This window comes from Microbacterium sp. S1037 (assembly GCF_048381605.1).
Classification (GTDB): domain Bacteria; phylum Actinomycetota; class Actinomycetes; order Actinomycetales; family Microbacteriaceae; genus Microbacterium; species Microbacterium testaceum_B.
Genome location: NZ_JBLWIG010000001.1, coordinates 210,414 through 232,520, shown reverse-complemented (window position 1 = coordinate 232,520; position 22,107 = coordinate 210,414). Strand labels below are relative to the sequence as shown.

The 22,107-nt window shown below is 71.4% G+C and carries 20 protein-coding genes; 11 read left to right on the top strand and 9 right to left on the bottom strand.

The features are described 5' to 3' along the window. Positions 1-27: 27 nt before the first annotated feature. The gene (locus ACMW4R_RS00970) at positions 28-963 is read right to left on the bottom strand and encodes an SDR family oxidoreductase (RefSeq protein ID WP_418298886.1); all 936 of its coding nucleotides are present in this window, start codon (positions 961-963) and stop codon (positions 28-30) included. A gap of 150 nt (positions 964-1,113) precedes the next feature. On the opposite strand from ACMW4R_RS00970, the gene ACMW4R_RS00965 reads away from it, so the two are divergent. From ACMW4R_RS00965 to ACMW4R_RS00940, 6 genes are all read left to right on the top strand, one after another. Then, positions 1,114-1,953: a helix-turn-helix transcriptional regulator gene (locus ACMW4R_RS00965; protein ID WP_058629734.1), complete on the top strand. Its 840-nt coding sequence runs from the start codon at positions 1,114-1,116 to the stop codon at positions 1,951-1,953. A 50-nt stretch (positions 1,954-2,003) separates the two neighbouring features. Then, on the top strand, positions 2,004-3,170 hold the full coding sequence (locus ACMW4R_RS00960; protein ID WP_418298885.1) for an alpha/beta fold hydrolase: 1,167 nt from the start codon (positions 2,004-2,006) through the stop codon (positions 3,168-3,170). A 573-nt stretch (positions 3,171-3,743) separates the two neighbouring features. Continuing rightward, positions 3,744-4,790 carry an acyl-CoA dehydrogenase gene (locus ACMW4R_RS00955; protein ID WP_418298884.1) on the top strand — a complete coding sequence of 349 codons (1,047 nt, stop codon included), beginning with the start codon at positions 3,744-3,746 and terminating at the stop codon, positions 4,788-4,790. Then, entirely contained in the window at positions 4,787-6,205 is a 1,419-nt protein-coding gene (locus tag ACMW4R_RS00950; RefSeq protein WP_418298883.1) for a PIG-L family deacetylase, read from the top strand. The genes ACMW4R_RS00955 and ACMW4R_RS00950 overlap by 4 nt, the downstream gene beginning before the upstream one ends. Beyond that, positions 6,202-6,921, top strand: a complete 720-nt coding sequence (locus ACMW4R_RS00945) for a glycosyltransferase (RefSeq protein WP_418298882.1) — start codon at positions 6,202-6,204, stop codon at positions 6,919-6,921. Before ACMW4R_RS00950 ends, ACMW4R_RS00945 begins: the two co-directional genes overlap by 4 nt. An 86-nt stretch (positions 6,922-7,007) precedes the next feature. Beyond that, positions 7,008-8,189 carry a zinc-dependent alcohol dehydrogenase gene (locus tag ACMW4R_RS00940; protein ID WP_418298881.1) on the top strand — a complete coding sequence of 394 codons (1,182 nt, stop codon included), beginning with the start codon at positions 7,008-7,010 and terminating at the stop codon, positions 8,187-8,189. A 134-nt stretch (positions 8,190-8,323) separates the two neighbouring features. On the opposite strand, the gene ACMW4R_RS00935 is transcribed toward ACMW4R_RS00940, so the two are convergent. The 4 genes from ACMW4R_RS00935 to ACMW4R_RS00920 all read right to left on the bottom strand — a co-directional run bounded on the left by ACMW4R_RS00935 (position 8,324) and on the right by ACMW4R_RS00920 (position 12,300). Next, positions 8,324-9,547, bottom strand: a complete 1,224-nt coding sequence (locus ACMW4R_RS00935; RefSeq protein ID WP_418298880.1) for a carbamoyl-phosphate synthase large subunit — start codon at positions 9,545-9,547, stop codon at positions 8,324-8,326. A 94-nt stretch (positions 9,548-9,641) separates the two neighbouring features. Then, positions 9,642-10,631, bottom strand: coding sequence for a transketolase family protein (locus ACMW4R_RS00930; protein ID WP_058626516.1), 990 nt, complete (start codon positions 10,629-10,631; stop codon positions 9,642-9,644). Beyond that, the gene (locus ACMW4R_RS00925) at positions 10,628-11,500 is read right to left on the bottom strand and encodes a transketolase (protein ID WP_418298879.1); all 873 of its coding nucleotides are present in this window, start codon (positions 11,498-11,500) and stop codon (positions 10,628-10,630) included. Before ACMW4R_RS00925 ends, ACMW4R_RS00930 begins: the two co-directional genes overlap by 4 nt. 29 nt (positions 11,501-11,529) lie before the next feature. Next, positions 11,530-12,300: an SDR family NAD(P)-dependent oxidoreductase gene (locus ACMW4R_RS00920; RefSeq protein WP_418298878.1), complete on the bottom strand. Its 771-nt coding sequence runs from the start codon at positions 12,298-12,300 to the stop codon at positions 11,530-11,532. Positions 12,301-12,467: 167 nt separating this feature from the next. On the opposite strand from ACMW4R_RS00920, the gene ACMW4R_RS00915 reads away from it, so the two are divergent. After that, positions 12,468-13,796: an MFS transporter gene (locus ACMW4R_RS00915; protein ID WP_418298877.1), complete on the top strand. Its 1,329-nt coding sequence runs from the start codon at positions 12,468-12,470 to the stop codon at positions 13,794-13,796. 119 nt (positions 13,797-13,915) lie between these two features. Further along, positions 13,916-14,569 carry a GntR family transcriptional regulator gene (locus ACMW4R_RS00910; protein ID WP_153001401.1) on the top strand — a complete coding sequence of 218 codons (654 nt, stop codon included), beginning with the start codon at positions 13,916-13,918 and terminating at the stop codon, positions 14,567-14,569. 61 nt (positions 14,570-14,630) lie between these two features. Here ACMW4R_RS00910 and ACMW4R_RS00905 read toward each other — a convergent pair whose 3' ends face one another. The 3 genes from ACMW4R_RS00905 to ACMW4R_RS00895 are packed head-to-tail and all read right to left on the bottom strand — an operon-like array spanning position 14,631 to position 17,694. After that, the gene (locus ACMW4R_RS00905) at positions 14,631-15,104 is read right to left on the bottom strand and encodes a ribose-5-phosphate isomerase (RefSeq protein ID WP_058596144.1); all 474 of its coding nucleotides are present in this window, start codon (positions 15,102-15,104) and stop codon (positions 14,631-14,633) included. Then, on the bottom strand, positions 15,101-16,840 hold the full coding sequence (locus ACMW4R_RS00900) for a dihydroxyacetone kinase family protein (protein ID WP_418298876.1): 1,740 nt from the start codon (positions 16,838-16,840) through the stop codon (positions 15,101-15,103). The genes ACMW4R_RS00905 and ACMW4R_RS00900 overlap by 4 nt, the downstream gene beginning before the upstream one ends. Beyond that, positions 16,837-17,694, bottom strand: coding sequence for a sugar phosphate isomerase/epimerase family protein (locus tag ACMW4R_RS00895; protein ID WP_418298875.1), 858 nt, complete (start codon positions 17,692-17,694; stop codon positions 16,837-16,839). The genes ACMW4R_RS00900 and ACMW4R_RS00895 overlap by 4 nt, the downstream gene beginning before the upstream one ends. 134 nt (positions 17,695-17,828) lie before the next feature. On the opposite strand from ACMW4R_RS00895, the gene ACMW4R_RS00890 reads away from it, so the two are divergent. From ACMW4R_RS00890 to ACMW4R_RS00880, 3 genes are read left to right on the top strand one after another with little or no spacing between them, the layout of a single operon-like run. Continuing rightward, complete coding sequence (locus tag ACMW4R_RS00890; protein WP_418298874.1) at positions 17,829-19,607, top strand: circularly permuted type 2 ATP-grasp protein; 1,779 nt, start codon at positions 17,829-17,831, stop codon at positions 19,605-19,607. Further along, positions 19,601-20,533, top strand: coding sequence for an alpha-E domain-containing protein (locus tag ACMW4R_RS00885; RefSeq protein WP_058596140.1), 933 nt, complete (start codon positions 19,601-19,603; stop codon positions 20,531-20,533). The genes ACMW4R_RS00890 and ACMW4R_RS00885 overlap by 7 nt, the downstream gene beginning before the upstream one ends. A 46-nt stretch (positions 20,534-20,579) precedes the next feature. Then, a complete protein-coding gene (locus ACMW4R_RS00880; protein WP_058613993.1) occupies positions 20,580-21,425 on the top strand; it encodes a transglutaminase family protein in 846 nt (281 codons plus the stop codon). A gap of 7 nt (positions 21,426-21,432) precedes the next feature. On the opposite strand, the gene ACMW4R_RS00875 is transcribed toward ACMW4R_RS00880, so the two are convergent. Further along, a complete protein-coding gene (locus tag ACMW4R_RS00875; protein ID WP_418298873.1) occupies positions 21,433-22,053 on the bottom strand; it encodes a TetR/AcrR family transcriptional regulator in 621 nt (206 codons plus the stop codon). Between the last annotated feature and the right edge of the window lie 54 nt (positions 22,054-22,107).

Genomic DNA, 22,107 nt, shown 5'->3' with positions numbered 1-22,107 from the left:
GGGGTCACGGCGCCGAGAGCGCGTGATTCATAGCGAACCGGCACGCACCCCCGCGAGCTCGAGCGACGTGTCCCACACGCGCGACGCCTCGTCGAGGTCGCGCAGCGGACGGTACAGCGGATGCGTCCCCGGCGACCCACCGAGGTGGCCGACGCCGCTCGGACCGTAGAGCAGGTCGCTGCGCGGGTCGTCGGTGGTGGCCGCGAGCAGCGCCGGCAGAGCGGCCGTGGCCGCCGTGCCCACGAGCAGCCCGCGCGCCGACATCCAGCGGATCACCCGCACGCCCATGGTGTCGGTGGCGCGGCCGATCTCGGGGCGGGCGGCGAGAAGGCTCGTCGGTGCGACGCCGGGATGCGAGACGACACTGCGCACGCCCCACCCCTCGCGTCGCGACCTCTCGTCGAGCTCGCGCGCGAACAGGCCCAGCGCGATCTTCGACGCCGCGTACGCGCGCTGCCCGTCGTAGTTCCTCTCGCTCTCGAGGTCGTCCCACGCGATGCGCCCGCGAGCGGCGGCGATGCTCACCTGGCTGACGACGCGCGCTCCTCCGGCCTTCAGCAGCGGCATCAGGTGCCCCACCAGGGCGACGTGGCCGAGGTGATTCGTCCCGAACTGCAGCTCGTGCCCGTCGACGGTCGTCTGCCGGGACGGCGGGGTCATGACCCCGGCGTTGTTGACGAGCAGGTGCACCGGCATCCCCTCGTCCTCCATGACGGCAGCGAACGTCGCGACCGATCCGAGGGACGCGAGGTCGAGGTCGTGCACCGCGATCCGGGCTTCCGGGTGACGGTTCCGGATGCCACGCGCCGCCCGCTCGCCCTTCTCCCGGTTGCGGACGGGAAGCACGAGGTCGGCCCCGGCGGCCGCGAGTCGCTCGGCGATGACGAGTCCCATGCCGTCGCTGCCGCCGGTCAGGACGGCGCGCTTCCCGGCGAGGGAGGGGAGGGGGATGCCGCGGGTCATGAGGTCTCCTTCGGGTTCGTCGTCTCAGCCTCACGCGGTCGATCGCACGGAGGCAGGGCCTGTCGATCCCCGGCTCGCGAGGACGCGGCACGGCAGAGGGGGATCGGCGCGCCCTGGTTCGCGGCGATCCGGGACGGTAGACAGGACGACGTGATCGATCGAGCCGCGCTGGCGGACTTCCTGCGCACCCGCCGCGAGGCGCTGCAGCCCGAGGATGTGGGGCTCCCGCGCGGCGCGCGGCGGCGCACCCGAGGGCTGCGGCGCGAAGAAGCGGCCGCCTTGAGCCACATGTCGACCGATTACTACGCGCGGCTGGAGCGGGAGCGCGGACCCCAGCCGTCCGAGCAGATGTTGGCATCCATCGCTCAGGGGCTGCACCTGTCGCGTGCCGAACGCGATCACCTGTTCCACCTGGCGGGTCACGTGCCCTCCGAGCACGGGCTGGGCGGGGAGCACATCAGCCCGGGTCTGCTGCGCGTCCTCGACCGCCTGGACGACACCCCGGCAGAGGTCGTCACCGAGCTCGGCGAGACATTGCGCCAGTCCCGCCTCGGCCTGGCGTTGATGGGAGACGCGGCCCTCCGCCGCGGTCCGATGCGGAGCCTCGGCTACCGCTGGTTCGTCGACCCCGCGTCGCGCTCGCTCTACCTCCCCGACGATCACGCGTTCCTCAGCCGTCTCTTCGCCTCGGGACTCCGCGAGATCGTCGGTCGGCGCGGACCCGGCTCCCGCGCCGCCGGCCTCGCCGACGACCTGCTGCGACGCAGCGAGGAGTTCCGCGAGCTGTGGGCGCGCCACGAGGTGGGCCTCAGACCAGCCGACACCAAGCACTTCCTTCATCCGACGGTGGGCGAGATCGAGGTGCACTGCCAGACGTTGATCGATCCGGGAACGAGCCACTCGCTGCTCGTCTACACCGCGGCACCCGGCAGTGAGAGCGCGGAGAAACTGCGCCTGCTGGCCGTGGTGGGACCCACCGTCCCCGCGTGAGGTCGGCGCCCGCGCCCGCGGGCGCCGCGCGGACGGGTAGCGTGCTGAGCATGCGCGAGAACGTCCGCCGGGTTCGGCGCCCCGCCGCCGACGGGGCCCCGGCGCTCGACCTCGCCTACGTGCGCTCGGGACCGCGCGGCGCGACACCCGTTCTCGTGATCCCGGGCGGCCCCGGGCTCGCATCGGTCCTGCCCTATCGGGGTCTGCGTCGCTGGGCGGCCCGCGGCGGCCTCGACCTGGTCATGGTCGAGCATCGGGGCGTCGGCCGCTCGCGCCACGACCTCGAGGGGCGTGCGCTACCGCCCGCGGCGATGCGCATCACGGCGGTACTCGACGATCTCGCCGCCGTCCTCGATGCTGAGGGCATCGACCGTGCGGTGATCGTCGGCTCGTCGTACGGCAGCTACCTGGCCATGGCGTTCGGGGCACGGCATCCGGAACGCGTCTCGGCGATGCTGCTCGACTCCGCCCTGCAGTCGGCGCACGACATCGACATCGAGCGCGCGTGCCTGCGGGAGTTGTTCTGGGATGCCGACGACGACATGGCGCGCGGGGTGAGGCGCCTCGTGTCCGCCGGCGTTTCGGAACGGGTCGTGCTCGACATCGTGCGCGCCGCGTACGAGCTGGGTGGTCCCGACCTCGTGCATCCGCTCGTGCGGCACGAGCCCGGCTTCGCGTGGCGGGCGCTGGGCGCCTACGCCACGCGCGGCGCCGAGATCGCGCGCTTCCCGGGCATCTACGAGTTCGACCTCGTCGGCACGATCGCCTTCCGCGAACTGGGATACGGCGGCACCCCCGACGGGCACCCGCTCGACCCGGCCCGCACCTATCTCCCGCTGGCGTCGCGGTATCCGGCGTTCGTCGGGGAGCCGTACGACCTCATCGAGGCGGTGCGTTCCTTCGACTGGCCGCTCGTCGTACTCTCGGGCGACCGCGATCTGCGCACCCCGTCGGCGATCGCCGAGCGCGTGGTCGCGGCGGCTCCGGATGCCACCCTCGTGCGCATCCACAACGGGCACAGCGCCCTCGACACCCACCCCATGGCGCTGCTGAACGCGGTGCGGCGGTTGGTCCGGGGCCAGCAGGATCGGCTGCCCGCCGACGAGCCCGCGCTCGATCGTCTGCCCCGGAAGGGGCTGTCGGCGTCGTTCCCCGCCCTGCTGCTCCACGTCGCCCACCTCGACGCGCTGCTGCGCAAGCGCGTGCTGCACCGCTGATCCGCGGCATCCGTTGTCCGTGCCGGTGAGGGCTCGGTGGTGCCGTGGGTGTGCCGTCGTGCGGAGTTCGGGGGTGACACGCCGTTCCGGGTGGCCGGTGGGCGGCGTGTCGGCTGTGATCTCCGCCTGACGGTACAGCGGAGGGTGGCCGGGGCGGCGGCGGGGTTGGCAGTCGTAGGCGGGCCGGGTCGGAGTGGGGCCGGTCGGTGGGGTGCCTCCGCGGCCGTGGTCGGTGTGCCGTCGTGCGGCGTTCGGGGCCGACACGCCGTTCGGGGTGGTCGGTGGGCGGCGTGTTGCGGGTGATCTCCGCATGACGGTACAGGTCCGGTGCTCAAGGGGTCCGGGTGCTCCACGGCCATTCGGTCGTTGGGGTGTGCCGTCGTGCGGAGTTCGGGGGTGACACGCCGTTCGGGGTGGCCGATGGGCGGCGTGTCGGCTGTGATCTCCGCCTGACGGTACGAGCTCGGCGCGGGCCCGGAGCCCAACCGGTGGGCGTCGGGCAGCGCCTGCCCGGGATGCGTGGCCGTGTCAAGGATCTGGCTCGAACCGACATGGCCGCGGAACCTGGCGCGCGTGACCGACGGCGACCATCCCCGCTTCCCCCTCCTGTTCCCGCCCGACACCCCTGGCCTCGGCGACGTGCGCGCGACGCTGATGGGGGCGGACGCCGTCGGCGACCTCGGCACCGACCTCGTCGCCACGCTCGCGTGGATCACCGGCGTCCCGCGGCCCTCCACACGCGCAGCGACGTGGGAGCTGCTCGCCTCGGTCGCCGTGCGCGACGTCGCCGCGGCGCGGATGCTGGAGCCGCACCTCGACGCCCTCACGATCCTCGACGAGGCCGCCGCGGACGGCTTCGCACCCGACGTCGACACGAGCGGGTCGTGGGGCGTCTTCGCCGCGGAAGGCCCCGGTGTGCGGCTGACGGCGACACAGGATGCCGGCACCTGGACGCTGCACGGCACGAAACCCTGGTGTTCCCTCGCCGCCGACCTCGACCACGCGCTGGTGACCGCCTGGATCGACGATGACCGTCGGCAGCTCTTCGCGCTCGACCTCCGGCATCCCGCCGTCACGGCCCGCTCCGGACCGTGGCACGCCCGCGGGCTCGACCGCGTCGTGAGCGCGCCCATCGACGTCGACCGAGCTCCGGCCGTCCCGGTGGGGGATGCCGGGTGGTATCTGCGCCGTCCGGGCTTCGCGCACGGCGGCGTGGGCGTGGCGGCGTGCTGGTGGGGCGGCGCCGTTCCCCTGCTCGATGCGCTCGCCGCGGCCGCCACCGGCGAGCGGGCCGACCAGCTCGCCCGCGTTCATCTCGGCCGCGCCGACGTCGCCCTGTGGGCGGCACGCGCCGTGCTCGTCGAGACGGCGACGGTGTTCGACGGGGGGAGCTCGGCATCCGAGGGTCTGCGGGCGAACCGTGCGCGCCAGGCGGTCGCCGACGCGGTCGAGACGACGCTCGCCGAGGCGGCTCATGCGCTCGGACCCGGCCCGCTCGTCGCCGACGCGGCGCACGCGCGGCGCGTGGCCGACCTGCAGGTGTACGTCCGGCAGCACCACGCCGACCGCGACCTCGCGAGGATCGGCGGCGACGTCGCGGCGGGGAGGGGCGCGTGGTGAGCTTCGACCACCGTGATCCCGGCACGGACGAGGACGTCTGGGCCGCCGCTCTCCGCCGCGACATCCCCGCGCTCGACCTCGACGTCGATCGGGTGATCGTGGTCGCTGCGCACCCCGACGACGAGAGCCTCGGCGCGGCGGGTCTGCTGGCGACGGCGGCGAGCCGCGGCATCCCGATCGACCTCCTCGTTGTGACCGACGGCGAAGGATCCCACCCCGACTCGCCCACGCACAGCCCCGCGACGCTGGCGTTGCGCCGCCGTCGGGAGGTGTTCGAGGCGGCCGACATCCTCGGTCTGGTCGAGCCGCCGATCTTCCTCGGGCTGCCCGACGGGGGGACGGACCAGCATCGCGACACGATCGCCGCGGCGCTTCGCGACGCCCTCGACCGCGCGGGTCCGCATCGCGTGCTCGTGCTGTCGCCGTGGCGAGGCGACGGGCATCGCGATCACCGCGTCGTGGGAGAGATCGTCGAGGAGGTCTGCGCCGCGCGGCAGGTACGCTCGCGCGCGTTCCCCATCTGGCTCTGGCACTGGGGCGGCCCCGACGATGTGACGTGGGATCGGGCCGAGCGCCTGCCCCTCGCCCCGGAGGCTCAGGATGCCAAGACCCGAGCGCTCGCCGCGCACACGAGCCAGATCCTCCCGCTATCGTCCGCTCCCGGCGACGAGGAGATGATCCACGCCCGCATGCGTGCGCACTTCGCCCGCGACAGCGAGGTGTTCTTCGCCCCGATCCCCGCTCCCGCCGCGGTTCCGGACCTCGCCGGAGAGGAGGCCCCGGACGTCGAAACGGCTCCCGCTGGGCGACCCTCCGTCGGGCAGGACTACTTCGACGACATGTACGCGCGACACGACGACCCGTGGGGCTTCGACTCGCGCTGGTACGAGGAACGCAAACGAGCCGCGGTGCTCGCCGCCCTGCCCCGCCGTCGCTACCGCTCGGCGTTCGAAGCGGGGTGCTCGACCGGAGCGCTGACGGCTGCGCTCGCCGAGCGGTGCGATCGGGTGCTCGCGGTCGACCTCGCTGCCGCCGCGCTCGACCGTGCCCGCACGCGCCTCGCGGGGCGGGGGCACGTCGAGCTGCGGCGCGCGACACTCCCCGGCGACTGGCCCGAGGGTGTCTTCGACCTCGTCGTCCTGTCGGAGGTCGCGTACTACTGGGCCGGTGCCGATCTCGGCCGCGGTCTCACCGCGAGCGTCGGCTCGTTGAGCGAGGACGGTCATCTCGTGGCCTGTCACTGGCGGCATCCGGTCTCCGAGTACCCGTGGACCGGTGACGACGTGCACGACGCGCTCGCCGAGCGGCCCGACCTGGTGCGCCTGGTGCGCCACGAAGAGGAAGACTTCGTGCTCGAGGTCTTCGCGCGTCCGGGAGCGCGGTCGGTGGCGACCGAGACCGGACTCGTGCCGTGAGGGCGGTGGCCGTGGTGATCCCCGCGCACGACGAGGAGGCGCTGATCGGGCGCTGCCTCGCCGCGGTCACCCGCGCGGTGGCGCACGCGCGCGAACGAGAGCCGGATCTCTCCGCGACGATCGTCGTCGTGCTCGATGCGTGCACCGACACGACGGGCCTTCAGACGCGGCGGTGGGCGGTGCAGGCGCTCGAGATCTCGGCGCGCAACGTCGGAACCGCCCGCCGCACAGGTGTCGCGCACGCGCTCTCGTTGCTCGATTCCACCCCGGGAGACACGTGGATCGCGATGACGGATGCCGACACCGTCGTGCCGCGCGACTGGATCACGCACCAGCTCGAGCTGATGGATGCCGGGATCGACCTCGTCCTCGGCACGGTCCGCCCCGACTTCGCCGACCTCAGCGCCCGCCACGCGGCGTACTGGCGAGCCACGCACGAGCGCGGTCGGCCGCCGGGCAACGTGCACGGGGCCAATCTCGGCGTGCGCGCGAGCACGTACGTCGAGGCCGGTGGCATCCGGGATCTCGTCGAGCACGAGGACGTCGCCCTCGTGCGCGCGGTGCGGGCTCTCGGCGCGCGCGAACGCGCGAGCGACGTGCACGAGGTCGAGACGTCGGGCCGGTTCACGGGGCGCACCCCCGGCGGGTACGCCGCGTTCCTTCGACGAGTGCACGCGTGGGTCGATGCGCCGCCGCTCGCGGCACCGGGTGCCTGACCCATCGGGCGGGGGTCCGTCAACCACCTCGGCCACTCTCGGACCGCCGCGCAGACTGGCCGTCCCCCGGAACGAGAGGCACCACCATGAAGGCACTGACCTGGCAGGGCACGCGAAACGTGAGCGTCGAGGAGGTCCCCGACCCCGAGATCCTCGAACCGACCGACGCGATCGTGAAAATCACCTCGACGGCGATCTGCGGCTCCGACCTGCACCTCTACGAACTCTTCGGCCCGTTCATCGATAGAGGCGACGTCCTCGGCCACGAGCCGATGGGCGTCGTCGTCGAGGTCGGCTCGGCCGTCACGAACCTCGCGGTCGGCGATCGCGTCGTCGTGCCGTTCAACATCTCGTGCGGGCACTGCTTCATGTGCCGCCGCGGACTGCAGTCGCAGTGCGAGACGACGCAGGTGCGCGAGTACGGCAGCGGCGCGGCGCTCTTCGGCTACACGAAGCTCTACGGTCAGGTGCCGGGCGGCCAGGCGGAGTACCTCCGCGTGCCGCTCGCGGACTACAACCACATCCGCGTCGGCGACGACCTGCCCGACGACCGGTATCTGTTCCTCAGCGACATCGTGCCCACCGCCTGGCAGGGCGTGCAGTACGCCAACGTCCCCGAGGGCGGCACGCTCGCGGTCATGGGCCTCGGCCCGGTCGGACAGTTCGCCGCCCGCATCGGCGTGCACCTCGGCTATCGGGTGCTCGCCATCGAGCCCGAGCCCGAGCGGCGGGCGATGGCCGAGCGGCACGGCATCCTGACCTACGACCTGACCGACACGGTCGTCGACGAACTGATCGACCTCACCGAGGGGCGCGGAGCCGACGGGGTCGTGGATGCCGTCGGCATGGAGGCGCACGGCAACGGCGGCGCCAAGCTGGCGCAGAACGCCGTCGGCCTGCTGCCCGACGCCTTCGCGCGGAAGCTCATGGACAAGGCCGGGATCGACCGGCTCGCGGCGGTCTACGCCTCGATCGACCTCGTGCGGCGCGGCGGCACGGTGTCGCTCAGCGGCGTGTACGCGGGCGAGGCCGACATCCTGCCGATGAAGACGATGTTCGACAAGCAGCTGAACCTGCGCATGGGACAGTGCAACGTCAAGCGCTGGATCGACGACCTCCTACCGCTGGTCGAGGACCCCGCCGACCCTCTCGGAGTGATGGATCTGGTGACCCACCACGCCCCGCTGGAGGATGCCCCCGACCTGTACGAGACGTTCCAGAAGAAGGAGGACGGCTGCATCAAGGTGGTGCTGCGCCCGGGGGCGTGAGGCCCCGCGCGCGTACCGTCTCGCGGAGATCTGCGGTCACACGCCGGGCGGGGGTCGTCCGTGGCGGCGTGTCGGCCGCGGACTCCGCGGGACGGCCCGGGGCGCTCAGCCAGGGACTCCGGATGCCGGGGAAGTTACGCGCGACCCGCGTGCACGGCCTCGAGGGCCTCGGCATCCGCGTCGCTCATGCCCTCGATCGGTTCGCCGTTCCACACGATGTCGTCGCCGAGGGCCGCGAGGATCTCTTTGCGGTCGCCGTGCGAGATCTTCGCGCCGTGGACGATGGTCGCCGGGCTCCAGAGCATCGCCGCGCCGTCCCACCAGCCCGCGCCGACGTCGCGCACGTGCAGCAGGTCGTGCAGGGTCTTCGGCAGGTGCTTCAGCGGCTCGGTGAACGCGTCGGCGAGCACCGCGAGGGTGATCTGGCGCTCCGTGCCGGGGATCGCGACGACGGGCTCGGTGAGCTCGCCCTGGATGGCCTTCGACACGTCCTCGGCTTCGAGCAGGATGACGCCGTTGGTCGGGCGCGGGTTGCACTCGATGATCTTGTAGTCGGGGGCCGCCTCGGTGCCGTGGTCGACGAAGTCGAACGAGATCTGCCCCGTGAACCCGGGGTCGAGCGTGTCGACGATCTGCTGCGTGTAACGCAGGGTGTCGGTGCTGTCGACGGCGATGAACGCGATCGCGGTCGAGTGCGCCCACTGCTCGGCGGCCTTGTAGGTGGTGTGCGCCTGCACCTTGCCGTCGACGACGACGCTGTAGGTGCAGACCATCGGCCCGTCGACGAACGGCTGGACGAGCCAGGGCTGCTCGGGCGTGGGCACGCACTCCTCGACGGGGATCTTGCCGGCGAGCGGGCCGGTGTTCGTCAGCAGACCGACCCCGCCGCGCGAGAACGCCGCGCGGGCGAAGTACCGGGGGAAACGGTCGATCGCGGTCCGCAGTTCCTCGGGGGAGGTCACGACGACCGTCTCGGGGATGGGGACCCCGGCATCCTGAGCCAGGCGCTGGAAGCTCGCCTTGTCGTGCAGGCGCGCGAGGTCGGCGAAGGTGCCGGAGAAGAGGCGGACGCCGGACGGGAGGTCGGCCACGCGGGCGGCGAGGTAGAACACCTCCTCGAACGTGGGGATGATCAGGTCGATGTCGTGCTTCTCGACGTAATCGCTCACCGCGGCGATGAAGGCATCGGTCTCGAACCGCGGCGACGGGGTGGCGAGGTGCCCGGCGAGGAAGCGCGAGTGGTTGCCCACGGCTCCGTCGTAGGTGTCGCTCGCGAAGACCGTGTGTCCCACGCTCCCGAGCTTGCGGATGAGGTCGAGGGCGAAGGTGTTACGGGAACTGGTGACGAGCACGCGCATGGAGGCACCCTTTGTCGTGGCGGCGGACGTTGGCGTCACTCTATCGACAGCGGCGTCGGGGAGGGGGCGCATGCCCTTCCCCGACGCCGGCGCGTCAACCGAGCTCGGCTTTCACCTTCGCGACGATCGCGTCGGTCGACAGGCCGTACCGCTCGTGCAGGGTGGGGAGCGCCCCCGCGTCGAGGAAGGCGTCGGGCAGCCCCACCGGCACCACGCGACGTCCGATGCCGCGGCGCACGAGGGCTGCGGCGACGGTCTCGAACAGACCCCCGACGACCGTGTGATTCTCGAGGGTGACGGCGAGGCGCGGGGTGTCGAGCTCGCGCACGACGGTCTCTTCGTCGAACGGCTTCAGCGTCGGAGCGTGGACTACCGCGACGTCGACGCGATCGGTGGCGAGACGCTCGGCGGCCTGCAGCGCGCGCATGGTCATGAGGCCGCTCGAGACGAAGACCACGTCGGCGCCCGGACGCACCACCTTGGCCTTCCCCAGCTCGAACGTGTAGCCGTACTCGTCGAGCACCGTCGGCACATTGCCCCGCAGGAGGCGCAGGTAGGTGGGGCCGTCGTGCTCCGCGAGCTGCGGCACGGCCGCGGCGATGTCGACCGAGTCGCACGGATCCACGATGGTGAGGTTCGGCATCCCCCGGAAGATCGCGACGTCCTCGGTCGCCTGGTGGCTCGGACCGTAGCCGGTCGTGAGGCCGGGGAGGCCGCCCACGACGTTGACGTTCAGGTTGGGCTCGGCGATGTCGAGGCAGATGAAGTCGTACGCGCGACGCGCGGCGAACACCGAGTAGGTGGAGGCGAAGGGCACCAGGCCCACCTCGGCCATGCCCGCCGCCGCTCCGAACAGGAGCTGCTCGGCCATCCCCATCTGGAAGAACCGCTCCGGGTGCCGGTCGCGGAAGATGTGCATGTCGGTGTACTTGGCGAGGTCGGCGCTGAGACCGACGACGCGCTCGTCGCGTTCGGCGAGCTCGGCCAGGGCGTGCCCGAAGGGGGCGGGAGCGGTTCTCTGCCCCGGGTCGGCGAACGAGGCGATCATCGCCGACGTCTTCAGCTTGGGCGTGGTGATGGTCATCGGCCGGCCTCCTCGAAGCCCGCGATCAGCTGTTCGCGGCAGATCGCCCATTCGTGTTCGTCGATCCTCATGAAGTGGTTCTTCTCGCGCTGCTCGAGCAGGGGCACACCCTTGCCGACGGTGACGTCGAACAGGATGACCTGCGGGGCGCCCACCGGATCGCGGTCGGCGACGGCGTCGAACGCCGCGAGCACGGCATCCGGATCGTTGCCGTCGACGCGCTGGGTGTTCCACCCGAACGCGGCCCATTTCTCTTCGGCCGGCTCGATCGCGAGGACTCCCGCGGTGGGGCCGTCGGCCTGCAGGGCGTTCATGTCGACGAGAGCGGTGAGGTTTCCGAGGCGGTGGGATGCCGCGCTCATCGCGGCCTCCCACGTGGATCCCTCGTTGAGTTCGCCGTCGGAGAGGAAGTTGAACACCCGCGCGTCGCTGCCGCGGTGCCGCAGGCCCAGGGCCATACCGACCGCGACGGTGAGGCCGTGCCCGAGGGAGCCGCCCGAGATCTCCATGCCCGGCGTGTAGCTGGCCATTCCCGACATCGGCAGGCGCGAGTCGTCGGAGCCGTAGGTGTCGAGCTCTTCGCGCGGGATGACCCCGGCCTCGGCCAGGGCCGCGTACAGCGCGATCGCGTAGTGGCCGGTCGACAGCAGGAGGCGGTCGCGCTCGTCCCAGTGCGGGTCGGCCGGGCGGTGGCGCAGCTGGTCGAGGTACACCGCGGCGAGGACATCTGCGGCGCCGAGCGCCTGGCCGATGTAGCCCTGTCCCTGGACCTCGCCCATGTGGAGGGCGTTGAGGCGAATCCGTTGCGCGCCCGCGCGCACGCGGGCGACCCGGTCGGTATCGGTGGTCGGATGTGTCTGAGTGGTCATCGATGACTCCTCGTCGAGGCGATGGGCGGTCAGTGGAGGTGGCTGCCGCCGTTGATGTCGATCGTCGTGCCCTGCAGGTAGGCGGCCTTATCGCTGGAGAGGAAGACGAACACCGCGGCGACCTCCTCGGGGGTTGCGGTGCGGCCGAGGGGGATGCCGGCAACGATGCTCGCCTCGAGCTCGTCGGTGCTCCCGACGCGGATGTTCGTGTCGACAGCCCCGGGAGTCACGGCGTTGACGGTGACACCGGAGTCGCCGAGTTCGCGCGCGAGCGCCTTGGTGAAGCCGAGGATGGCGGCCTTCGCGGCAGAGTAGGGGACCTTGCCGAACACACCGCCTCCGCGCTGGGCGGAGACCGACGACATGTTCACGATCCGGCCGAAGCCCTGAGCGATCATGCCGGGCAGGAAAGCCTTCGTGACCAGGTACGTGCCGGTGGCGTTCACGGCCATGACCTTGTTCCACAGGCCGAGCGTCGTCTCGAGGAACGGGACGGGCGAGGTGATGCCGGCGATGTTCGCCAGGGCACCGACGGCGGGGAGGCGACCGGCCTCGACTTCGGCCTGCACGGCGGCGTGCGCGGCCTGCACGGACGCCTCGTCGGCGACGTCGACCGCCCCGCCGTAGGTGGCGACACCATGCTCGGCGGCGATCTCGGCGGCGACCTTCTCGGCGAGCGGTCCGTCGAGGTCGAGGACGGCGACGGCCCAGCCCGCCTTGGCGTACTCGTGGGCAGTGGCTCGGCCGATGCCCCGTTCGGCGGCGGCGCCGGTCAGGACGGCGGTGCGGGTCGTGGTCATGGGATCACCCTTTCTTCGGTCGCGTCGTCGCGACGTCGGCCATGCTAGATCGATCTTGTCAGCAGTTCAAGCGTTGGACTGTTGACAGTAGGACGAACCTCCTCCAGAATCGGTCTCGTCGGCGGTGAGGACCGCTCGGGCACAATGACGTGAGAAAGGGCACAGCGATGAGCACAGAAGCCATCAAGATGCGAGGGCCGGTCCGCGGGACGAGAGACGTCCGGCGGGTCGCGGTGGGCTCCGGAGTCGGAGCTGTCATCGAGACGTACGACTTCATCGGATTCGGCACCGCGGCGGCGCTGTACTTCGGCACCGCCTTCTTCCCCGGGGGAGACGCCCTGACCGGCGTGCTCCTGTCGTTCGCGACGCTGGGTGTCGGCTTCGCCGCGCGTCCCCTCGGCGGCATCATCGGTGGGCACCTCGGCGACCGGGTCGGCCGCAAGCCCGTCCTGGTGACGTCGCTCATCGTCATGGGTCTCGCGACCTTCGCGATCGGCCTCCTGCCCACCTATGCGGTGGCTGGCATCGTGGCTCCGATCCTGCTGGTGACCGTGCGCATCATCCAGGGTCTCGCCTTCGGCGCCGAATGGGGCGGCGCGATCCTCATGACCTACGAGCACGCCCCGTGGCGCTCCAAGGGGTCGTTCACCGGAATCGTGCAGGCCGGCTTCCCCGTGGGTCTGCTGATGGCCAACCTCGTCTTCCTCATCAGCGTGCACCTCCCCGGCGACTGGGCCTGGCGCGTGCCGTTCCTCGCGAGCATCCTGCTCGTCATCGTGGGCCTGATCATCCGCTCCAAGGTGCCCGAGTCGCCGGTCTTCGAAGACGTCAAGAGCGAGGGCAAGGTCCTCAAATCGCCGTTGACGGAAGTCATCAAGACCGACTGGCGCAACATCCTGCGCGGCATCGGACTGCGCGTGGCGGAGACGGCCGGCTACGCGGTCTCGGTGACCTATCTGATCTCGTACCTGAACACGAACAAGATCACCGAGAGCTGGCAGACCCTCACCGCGCTGTGCATCGCCGCGGGCGTCGGCATCTTCGCGACCTGGGGCTGGGCCAAGCTCACCGACCGCATCGGGCGTCGTCCGCTCTACATCGTCGTCTGCGCACTCGGCATCCTGTGGGGCTTTCTGATGTTCCTCGGCGTCAACACGGCTGTGTACCCGCTGATCGTGGTCGTCATCGTGCTGTCGTACGCGGTCTTCCAGAACGCGCTCGCCGGATGCCAGGGAGCGTGGTTCCCCGAGCTGTTCACCGCCAACACCCGCACGTCGGGCGCGTCGCTCGCGTACCAGATCTCGGCGATGGTCTCGGGCTTCACCCCGTTCATCACGACGCTGCTGTTCGCCTCGTTCGGCTGGGCCGGCCCCGCGGCCCTGTTCTCGCTCTACGCGGCCATCGGCCTGGTCGCGGCGCTCGCGACCCGCGAGACGTGGACCCGCGAGCAGCGCGAGGCCGTCGTGGCGGCCGAACGTCAGCACAGCATCGCCTGATCTTCGAGAGGGAAACGTGGGCGCGGAAGCGACGATCGACGTCGCATCCGCGCCCACGCGCGTGTCCGCCCGGGACCGCGCGAACCTAGGATGAGAAAAACGAACGCATGGGGGCTCTGATGAGTGAATCGTCGATTCTCGGCTTGCAGCGCCTGACTCTGCGCGAGCAGGCCGTCGATGCTCTGCGCGGCGCCATCGTCAGCGGGGAGCTTCCTCCCGGATCGCACGTGTCCGAGGTCGAGATGGCCACGCGCCTGCAGATCAGCCGGGGCACCCTGCGTGAGGCGATGCGATCGCTGCAGATCGAGGGGCTGTTGACGGCGGGTCCCCGCGGGCGCCTTCTCGTGCGCCACATGAGCGACCGGCAGGTGCGCGATCTCTTCGCCGTCCGCGGCGCGCTCGAGGCGATGGCCGCGCGCGAGCTGACGCAGCGCGAAGACCGAGGCGAGATCGTCCTGACCCTGCGCGCCGCCGTGGCCCGTCTCGCCGCCGCCGGCAGCGGACCCGTCGAAGAGCGGCTGACCGCCGACATGGACTTCCACCGCGAGATGTGCCGCCTCACCGAGAATGAGACCCTTCTGCAGGCGTGGACGGCGCTCGAGAGCTCGATCCAGATGTCGGTGACGAACTCCGGGGTCGAGCGAGCCGTGCACAACATGGATGTCGAGCGGCACCTCGCGATCGTCGACGCGATCGATGCGGGCGACCCCGTGCAGGCGGGCCTCACCGTCGAAAAGCACATGCAGCATGCCGCCGAGGTGCTCACGTCCTGAGCGCGGACGACGATGCCCCCGTCCACCCTCTCGGGTGCCGGGGGCATCGTCGTAGGGGCGCTCAGCAGGAGTCGGACGCCTCGTATGCGCTGAGTACGGCCACCTTCTCGGCCGAGGCCGATGACGTATCGAAGCGGTAGTCGAGCCACTCGCGCACGAGCCGGCGGGCGAGCTCGAGCCCGATGACGCGCTGGCCCAGGCACAGCACCTGCGCGTCGTTGGAGAGCACCGAGCGCTCGACTGAGAACGAGTCGTGGGCGGTGACCGCGCGGATGCCGGCGACCTTGTTCGCCGAGATGGCCACGCCCAGGCCGGTCCCGCACACCAGCAGGGCCCGGTCGGCCTCGCCGCGAGCGACCTGCTCCGCGGCGGCGATCGCGACCGTGGGGTACGGCGTGTGGCCGTCGGCGTCCACTCCCACGTCGCTCACGGATGCCACGCGCGGGTCGGCAAGGAGGTCGGCCTTCAGGGCCTCTTTGTAGGCGTAGCCGGCGTCGTCCGCGCCGAGGACGAGGCGCCAGGGGGTGGTGGTCATGCGGGGTTCTCCTTCGAGGCGTCGCCGAGCACGTGATCCGTGACGGCCGTGATGATCAGGGCGAGCGAGGTCGCGCCGGCGTCGGGTGTGCCCACGCTGCGCGCGGCCAGGGGGCGCGCGCGCCCGAGGCGCGGGACGAGGTCGCGAGTGGCCTCGGCGTCGGCGGTGGCCTGCGCCGCAGCCTCGCGCCAGGCCGTCGGATCGTGGGGGTCGAGGGCGGCGACGCGGTCGGCGTAGGGGAGGAGGACGTCCATCATCGTCTTGTCGCCGATCGCCGCCCCGCCGCGGCGGGCGATCTCGTCTCGCGCGGCGAGGATCGCGTCCGCGACCGCGGGCGCGGTCACGGCCTCGGCGTCGCCGAAGCGGCCGCCGATCGCCCGCAGAGCCGCGCCCCACAGTGCGCCCGAGGTGCCGCCGGCGATGTCGGCCCAGGCCGTGCCGCCGCGCGCAAGGGCGGTGCCCGCACCGCTGTCGCCAGCGAGGGCGGCACGCGCCGCGTCGAGAGCCGCGCGCGCGCCGCGCTCCATGCCGATGCCGTGGTCGCCGTCGCCGGCGACGGCGTCGATGCGGCCGAGCTCGTCGGCGGCGTCGATGACCGTTCGGGTCAGCACGTCGAGAGCGGCGACGACGCGCAGACCGCTGGCGCGCGAGGCGTCGGACGCGGGCGCTGACGAGGCGTCAGAGGGCGTCGCCGCGCGGTCGCGCAGGCGGGTGCGCTCCTCGGCGCTCAGCGCGGTCGTGGCCGACACGGCGCCCTTGCGGTAGGCGGGTGCCGCCGACGGGCTCGTCCACAGGCGTTCGAGCTCGTCGTCGAGCCAGAAGAGGGTCAGCGAGATCCCCGCCATGTCGAGACTCGTGCACAGCTCGCCCACGTCGGGGGACACCACGGTGAGTCCCGCTTCGGCGAGGATGCGCGCGACGGTGGCGTAGACGACGAACAGTTCCTCGTACTTCACCGTGCCGAGGCCGTTCAGCAGGACGGCGACGCGATCGCCCGCTCCTTCGGGGCGCTCCGCGAGCACGCGTTCGACCAGCAGAGCGGCCAGGCCGGCGGCGGGCGGGATGGGGACGTCCGAGATCCCCGGCTCACCGTGGATGCCGAGTCCCAGCGACATGAAACCCTCGGGAACGGTGAACAGCGGCGCACTCGCGCCGGGAAGGGTGCATCCGGCGAAAGCGACGCCGAAGCTGCGGGTGCGGTCGTTGGCGTGGCGGCCGACCCGGACGGTCTCGGCGAGGTCGTAGCCCTCGCCCGCCGCGGCGCCGAGCGTCTTGAACACCGTGAGGTCGCCCGCGATCCCGCGGCGGCGGTGCTCCTCGCCGACGGGAGCGCTGGCGATGTCGTCGGTGACGAGCACGATCTCGGTCGGGATCCCGTCGGCGCGCAGGCGTTCGGCGGCCTCGCCGAAGTGCAGCACGTCGCCGGCGTAGTTGCCGAAGGTGAAGACGACCCCGTGCCCGCGGTCCGCGGCACGGGCGACGGAGTACGCCTGCTGCGCCGAGGGCGACGAGAAAATGTTGCCCATCGCCGCGGCGTGCGCGACACCCTCGCCGACGAGGCCGCAGAACGCCGGGTAGTGGCCCGTGCCACCGCCCACGATCACGGCCACCTCGTCGTACGCGGTGGCGCGGACGACGCCGCCCGGAACGGCCATGACCTCGTCGGGGTGGGCGGCGACGAAGCCGTCGATGAGCTCGAGCGGGAAGTCGGCGGGGTCGTTGAACAGGCGGGTCATCGCACACCCCCTGCGACGGATGCCGCGGCGTCGAGCTGCGTCGAGATGAACAGCCCCGCGGTCAGGGCGGCGTCGGCCCGGTCGTCGTCGGCGACGTCGCGGGTCTCGAGCTCGAGCGCGAGGGACCCGTCGTACCCGTGCTCGGCGAGGGAGACGGCGAGATCGCCGAAGTCGACCTCGCCCTTTCCGACCGAGCGGTGGATGTCTCCGCGGGCGGCGTCGCGGATGTGCACGTGGCGCACCCGGTCGGCGAAGCGGTCGAGGAAGACGCGCGGTGTCGAGCCGCCGGCGGTGATGTGGCTGACGTCGCACACCACGCCGATGGAGGCGGGGAGCCTGTCGAGCAGCGCGCCGGACCGGTCGAGGTCGTAGGCGAAGCGGAACCAATGCGGGGCTTCGACCCACAGCTCGAGACCGCGCTCGCGAGTGCGCTCGTCGACGCGCGAGAGCTCGGCGGCGACGAGGTCGAGATCGCTCTCGAGGTCGCGGACGGGCTCATGGTCGAGGCGGCCGTTCGGCAGCACCAGGGCGCGGGCACCGACGCGCGCGGCCAGGTCGAGCAGCAGGTCGGCGTGGCGCGCCCGGGCGGCGGTGCCGTCGGCATCCATCGGCACGTTCAGGTCGCCGATGTCGCCGTTGACCGAGATCACCGACAGGCCCGAGTCGGCGATCGTCGAGGCGACCTCGGCGACCGCGGCCGGGGTGAGGTCGTAGGGGACGTGGTCGCAGACGCCGGGGAGGGCGCCGAGATCGATGCCCGTGAAGCCGCGCTCGACGATCTGGCGAAGCGCTGCCTCGAGGGGGAGGTATCGGAGGGTGATCGTGCTGCAGATCACGCGCGGGCTCAGCGACATAGGTGTTCCTCTCTGAACGGACCGCTGGTTTCTGGGCCCGAGACTACACTGTCGACATCTAACTGTCGACAGTAGAACCGGACCAGGGCACGCGAGAAACGTCGTTGCAACACAGCCCTGAGTAGAGTCGTCGCATGGGTGACCTGTTCGACGGTTACGGCTCCACGCTGGCGCCGCGCAAGACCGCTTCCGGCGTCCCGGCGTTCGATGAGATGTTCGGCCTTCCGGCGAGTCCCGGAGAAGCCGCCCCCTCTCGTGAGGCGTACCGGGAGCTGTACCAGACGCTCGCGAAGATGACGCAGGAAGAGCTGCGCGGTCGCACCGAGTCGCTCGCCAGTTCGTACCTCGCGCAGGGCGTGACGTTCGACTTCGCGGGCGAGGAGCGGCCCTTCCCGCTGGACGCCGTGCCCCGCGTGATCGCCTACGACGAGTGGTCGCGGATCGAGGCCGGCGTCAAGCAGCGCGTCCGCGCGCTCGAGGCCTTCCTCGACGACGCCTACGGCAACCAGCACTGCGTGCGCGACGGCATCCTGCCCGCGGGGCTCATCTCGTCGTCGCAGTACTTCTACCGCCAGGCAGCCGGCATCCGCAGTGCCAACGGTGTCCGCATCCAGGTGTCGGGCATCGACTTGATCCGCGACGAGCACGGCGAGATGCGCGTGCTCGAAGACAACGTGCGCGTGCCCTCGGGCGTCTCGTACGTCATCTCGAACCGCCGCGTCATGGCCCAGACGCTGCCCGAGCTGTTCGTCTCGATGCGGGTGCGCCCCGTCGGCGACTACCCCAACAAGCTTCTCGCGGCCCTCCGCGCGTCTGCCCCGCCCGGGATCGACGACCCGAACATCGTCGTGCTCACGCCGGGTGTCTACAACTCGGCGTACTTCGAGCACACGCTGCTCGCGCGCCTCATGGGCGTCGAGCTGGTCGAGGGTCGCGACCTGCTGTGCATCGGCGGCAAGGTGTTCATGCGCACGACGCGGGGCCCGCAGCGCGTCGACGTCATCTACCGCCGCGTCGACGACGACTTCCTCGACCCGCTGCAGTTCCGCGCCGACTCGATGCTCGGGGCCCCCGGCCTCATGCTCGCCGCGCGGCTGGGCAACGTCACGATCGCCAACGCCGTGGGCAACGGCGTCGCGGACGACAAGCTGCTCTACACGTACGTGCCCGACCTGATCCGGTACTACCTCGCCGAGGAGCCGATCCTGAAGAACGTCGACACCTGGCGGCTCGAGGATCCGGGCGCGCTCGAGGAGGTGCTCGACCGCCTTCCCGAGCTCGTCGTGAAGCCCGTCGACGGGTCGGGCGGCAAGGGCCTCGTCGTGGGTCCGGATGCCTCGCCCGCCGAGCTCGACGCGCTTCGCAAACGCCTGCTCGCCGACCCCCGCGGGTGGATCGCGCAGCCGGTCGTCATGCTCTCGACGATCCCGACGCTGGTCGAGGACGGCATGCGTCCCCGGCACGCCGACCTGCGCCCCTTCGCCGTGAACGACGGCGACGACATCTGGGTGCTGCCCGGCGGGCTCACGCGCGTCGCGCTCCCCGAGGGGCAGCTCGTCGTCAACTCCAGCCAGGGTGGCGGCTCGAAGGACACCTGGGTCGTCGGCGGCTCGGCCCCCTCGCACGTTGAGTACGGTCAGGGCAACGGCGTCTCGGGGCTCGTCGCCGATCAGGCGGCGGTGACCGAGTCGATCCCGATCATCTACGACGGTCAGCCGACTCCCGCCACCGCTCCCCGCGACCCGCGTGCGGGCGGACGGGAGCAGCAGGAACAGCAGCAGCAGGACGCCGTCGTCGAGCACGGTCCGCAGGCCGAGCAGCAGCAGCAACAGGCCGAGCGACGGGTTCCGGACCCTTCGACGGGCTCAGGGTCCTCGACCAGGTCGGGGGCCGAGGGGGTCGGATCATGCTGAGTCGCATCGCAGAAAGCCTGTTCTGGATCGGGCGGTACATCGAGCGCAGTGACGGGACGGCGCGCATCCTCGACGTGCACCTGCAGCTCCTCCTCGAGGACCCGTGGATCGACGAGGACACCGCCTGCCGTTCCCTGCTCAGCGTCATGGGGTCGGCCTGGCCCGAGAACGTCGACACGGTCCGCCGCGACGACGTGCTGGCCCGCCTCGCCGTGGACCGCATGAACCCGTCGAGCATCGCGTACTCCATCACCGCGGCGCGCGAGAACGCCCGTCGCGCACGGGAGATCGTCTCGACCGAGCTCTGGGAGATCCTCAACACCACGAATTCCCGGATGCCACGGCGTCTGCAGACCGAGAAGGTGCACGAGTTCTTCCAGTGGGTGCGAGAGCGCGCCGCCCTGGCGATCGGCATCGTCGACTCGTCGACGAACCGCGACGAGGCCTGGCAGTTCTTCACGCTCGGGCGCAGCATCGAGCGCACCGACATGACCGCGCGGCTGCTTGCGACGCGGTCGCTCACCGAGGTCTCGGGTCCGTCGTGGACGACGATCCTCCGCTCGTGCGGCGCGTACGAGGCCTACCTGCGCACCTATCGCGGGATGCCGAGCGCCCGCAACGCGGCCGAGTTCCTGCTGCTCGACCGTCTGTTCCCGCGCTCGATCATCTACTCGATCCAGCGCGCGGAAGATTGCATGAGCGCGATCGACCCGCGCGCCGACCGCGTCGGTCACTCGAACACGGTGCTGCGCGCGCTCGGTCAGATCCGCAACGACCTCGAGTACCGCCCGGTCAGCGACGTGCTCACCGACCTGCCCGAGCACATGCAGCGCGTGCAAACGGTGACGCGCGAGGCGTCGGAAGCGATCCGGTCGCGCTTCTTCCCGACGCAGGCCGAGCCCAGCTGGATCGGAGAGATCTCATGATGGATGCCATGTCCGCGGCGGCCGCGGTGGCTTCGGGAGGCCGGCGATGAAGCGTCTCCGTATCGAGCACCAGACCGGCTTCGCCTACCCCGGCGACGTGTCGGCGTCGTACAACGAGGCGCGCATGCTGCCGCACTCGACCGACAGTCAGTTCGTGCTGAGTTCGTCGCTCGACATCGAGCCGTCGACGTCGGTCAACCAGTACGTCGACTACTTCGGCACGCGCGTCGCCGCCTTCGACGTGCTCTCTCCTCACGCCGCGCTCACGATCACGGCGCGGTCGCTCGTTGAGGTGCGGCCGCGACCGATCGAGCATGCCGACATCACGTGGGAGCAGCTCGCGGTCGAGGCGGCGGGCTCGGTGGCCACGGTCGAGCAGCTGACGCAGACGCGCCGCACGGCGCCGCACCCCGAGGTCGTCGAGCTCGCGCGTTCCATCGCCGCCCAGCACGATCGGCCGGGCCCCGCGGCCCACGCCATCGCCGAGGCCATCGGCGACGCGATCGAGTACATGCAGGGTGTGACGGGCGTGCACTCGACCGCCGTGGACGCGTGGGAAGCGCGCAAGGGCGTCTGCCAGGACATCGCCCACATCGCGATCGGGGCGCTGCGCGAAGTCGGCATCCCGGCTCGCTACATCTCGGGCTACCTGCACCCGAAGCCCTCCGCCGAGGTGGGGGAGGCCGTCACCGGTGAGTCGCACGCGTGGGTGGAGTGGTTCGCGGGCGACTGGCAGGGCTTCGACCCGACGAACAACATCGAGATCGGTGATCGTCACGTGCTCGTCGGCCGGGGCCGCGACTACAACGACGTGCCGCCGCTCCGCGGTGTCTACGCCGGCCCGGGCAAGAGCCAGCTCAAGGTGAAGGTGACGATCACGCGCGAGACGTGAGCCGGCCTCATCCGGGATGGATGGCTCGGGCCAGGCGCGCCTGGACCTCGCGGTGCAGGGCGACGAGGGTGGCGGTCTCGCCAGCGTCGTAACGGCGGGCCCACTCGTCGAGGGTCGTCCGCATCTCGAGGCCGGCGACCCCGAGGGCCGTGCGGATGTCGAGCTCGGCGAGCCCGATCCGCTCGGCGATCTCGGGCACGAAGCGGTCGGCCGACGTGACCTCGCGGCGGACGGCGGCACCGAGCAGCGCGGGCTCGTGGGCGATGAGCCGACGCACGCGCAGGAAGCGCTCGCGCGCTCGGGCATCGGCATCCAGGAGTTCCAGCTCGCGCGCGAACACCTGACGGAGCGCGGTCAGGAGCGCCGCGATGTCGTCGCCGACCTCGGCGACCCCGGCGAGGGCGTCGGCGAAGCGACCGTCGTCGACGAAGACGGCGTCTTCCTTCGTGCCGGCCAGGCGGAAGAACGTGCGCGGAGAGACGCCCGCGCGCGCGGCGATCTCGTCGACGGTGGTGCCCGTGACGCCTTTCTCCTCGAACAGATCGAGGGCGGCGGCACAGATCTCGACCGCGGTCTCGCGGCGTCGACGGTCGCGCAATCCCTCGACGGGGGCTGCCGGCGTGCTCATGTCCGATACAGTAGTCGATGTCTTATTGGCAGTAACTGCCAACTTGCCCGTCAC